Origin of the sequence: Modestobacter versicolor (assembly GCF_041028285.1) — a bacterium.
GTDB lineage: Bacteria > Actinomycetota > Actinomycetes > Mycobacteriales > Geodermatophilaceae > Modestobacter > Modestobacter versicolor_A.
Genome location: NZ_JABGDB010000015.1, coordinates 1 through 1,570 on the forward strand (window position 1 = coordinate 1; position 1,570 = coordinate 1,570).

Below are 1,570 nucleotides of genomic sequence, written 5' to 3' on the forward strand. Positions count from 1 at the left end.
ACGGCGCTGTGAGTGCCGCCGAACTGGAGAGCGCGGGAGAACCCGTCCCCGCCGACATCGACCTGCACACGACCGCCGGGAAGCTGGCCGACTTCGAGCGGCGGCTGGAGGAGGCCACGCACGCCGGTTCCGAGCGCGCGGTCGCCAAGCAGCACGCCGCGGGGAAGATGACCGCCCGGGAGCGGATCGCCGCGCTGCTGGACCCGGGCTCGTTCACCGAGCTCGACGAGTTCGCCCGGCACCGGTCCACGAACTTCGGGATGGACGCCCGCCGGCCCTTCGGCGACGGTGTGGTCACCGGCTACGGCACCGTCGACGGCCGCCCGGTCTGCGTCTTCTCCCAGGACGTCACGGTGTTCGGCGGCAGCCTCGGCGAGGTCTACGGCGAGAAGATCGTCAAGGTCCTCGACCTGGCCGTCCGCAACGGCTGCCCGGTCATCGGCATCAACGAGGGTGGCGGCGCGCGGATCCAGGAGGGCGTGGTCTCCCTCGGCCTCTACGCCGAGATCTTCCGGCGCAACGTGCACGCCTCCGGTGTGGTCCCGCAGATCTCGCTGGTGATGGGTGCCGCGGCCGGCGGGCACGTCTACTCCCCCGCGCTGACCGACTTCATCGTGATGGTGGACAAGACCAGCCAGATGTTCATCACCGGCCCCGATGTGGTCAAGACCGTCACCGGTGAGGACGTGACCCTGGAGGAGCTGGGCGGGGCGCGCACCCACAACACCAAGTCCGGGGTGGCGCACTACCTGGCCGCCGACGAGGCCGACGCGCTGGACTACGTCAAGGCGCTGCTGTCCTACCTGCCCAGCAACAACCTCGACCCGCTGCCGGCGATCGAGACCGCGCCGGTGGACGTCGCGCTGCCCGAGGCGGTCACCGACCTCGACCGCGAGCTGGACACGTTCATCCCGGACTCGCCCAACACCCCCTACGACATGCACACCGTGATCGAGCACGTCCTCGACGACGGTGAGTTCCTCGAGGTGCAAGCGCTGTGGGGGCCCAACATCCTCACCGGCTTCGGCCGGGTCGAGGGCCGCCCGGTCGGCGTCGTGGCCAACCAGCCGACCCAGTTCGCCGGCACCCTGGACATCGACGCCAGCGAGAAGGCCGCCCGCTTCGTGCGCACCTGCGACGCGTTCAACGTCCCGGTGCTCACCTTCGTCGACGTCCCCGGCTTCCTGCCCGGCACCTCCCAGGAGTGGGACGGCATCATCCGCCGCGGCGCCAAGCTGATCTACGCCTACGCCGAGGCCACCGTCCCGCTGATCACCGTCATCACCCGCAAGGCCTACGGCGGCGCCTACGACGTGATGGGCTCCAAGCACCTCGGTGCCGACGTCAACCTGGCCTGGCCGACGGCGCAGATCGCCGTCATCGGCGCCCAGGGCGCGGTCGGCATCCTCTACCGCAAGGAGCTCGCCGCCGCCGAGGACCCCGAGGCGCTGCGCGCTGAGCTGATCGGCGAGTACGAGGACACCCTCGCCAACCCCTACATCGCCGCCGACCGCGGCTACGTCGACGCCGTCATCCCGCCCTCCCACACCCGCATCCACATCGTCCGCGC

Annotated in this window: 1 protein-coding gene; it reads left to right on the forward strand. The window is 70.6% G+C overall.

The window, feature by feature from the left end; all coding sequences use genetic code 11:
* Positions 1-8: 8 nt before the first annotated feature.
* Positions 9-1,570: acyl-CoA carboxylase subunit beta (locus HL054_RS22035; protein ID WP_369141273.1), on the forward strand; the 1,562-nt coding region annotated here is incomplete at its 3' end.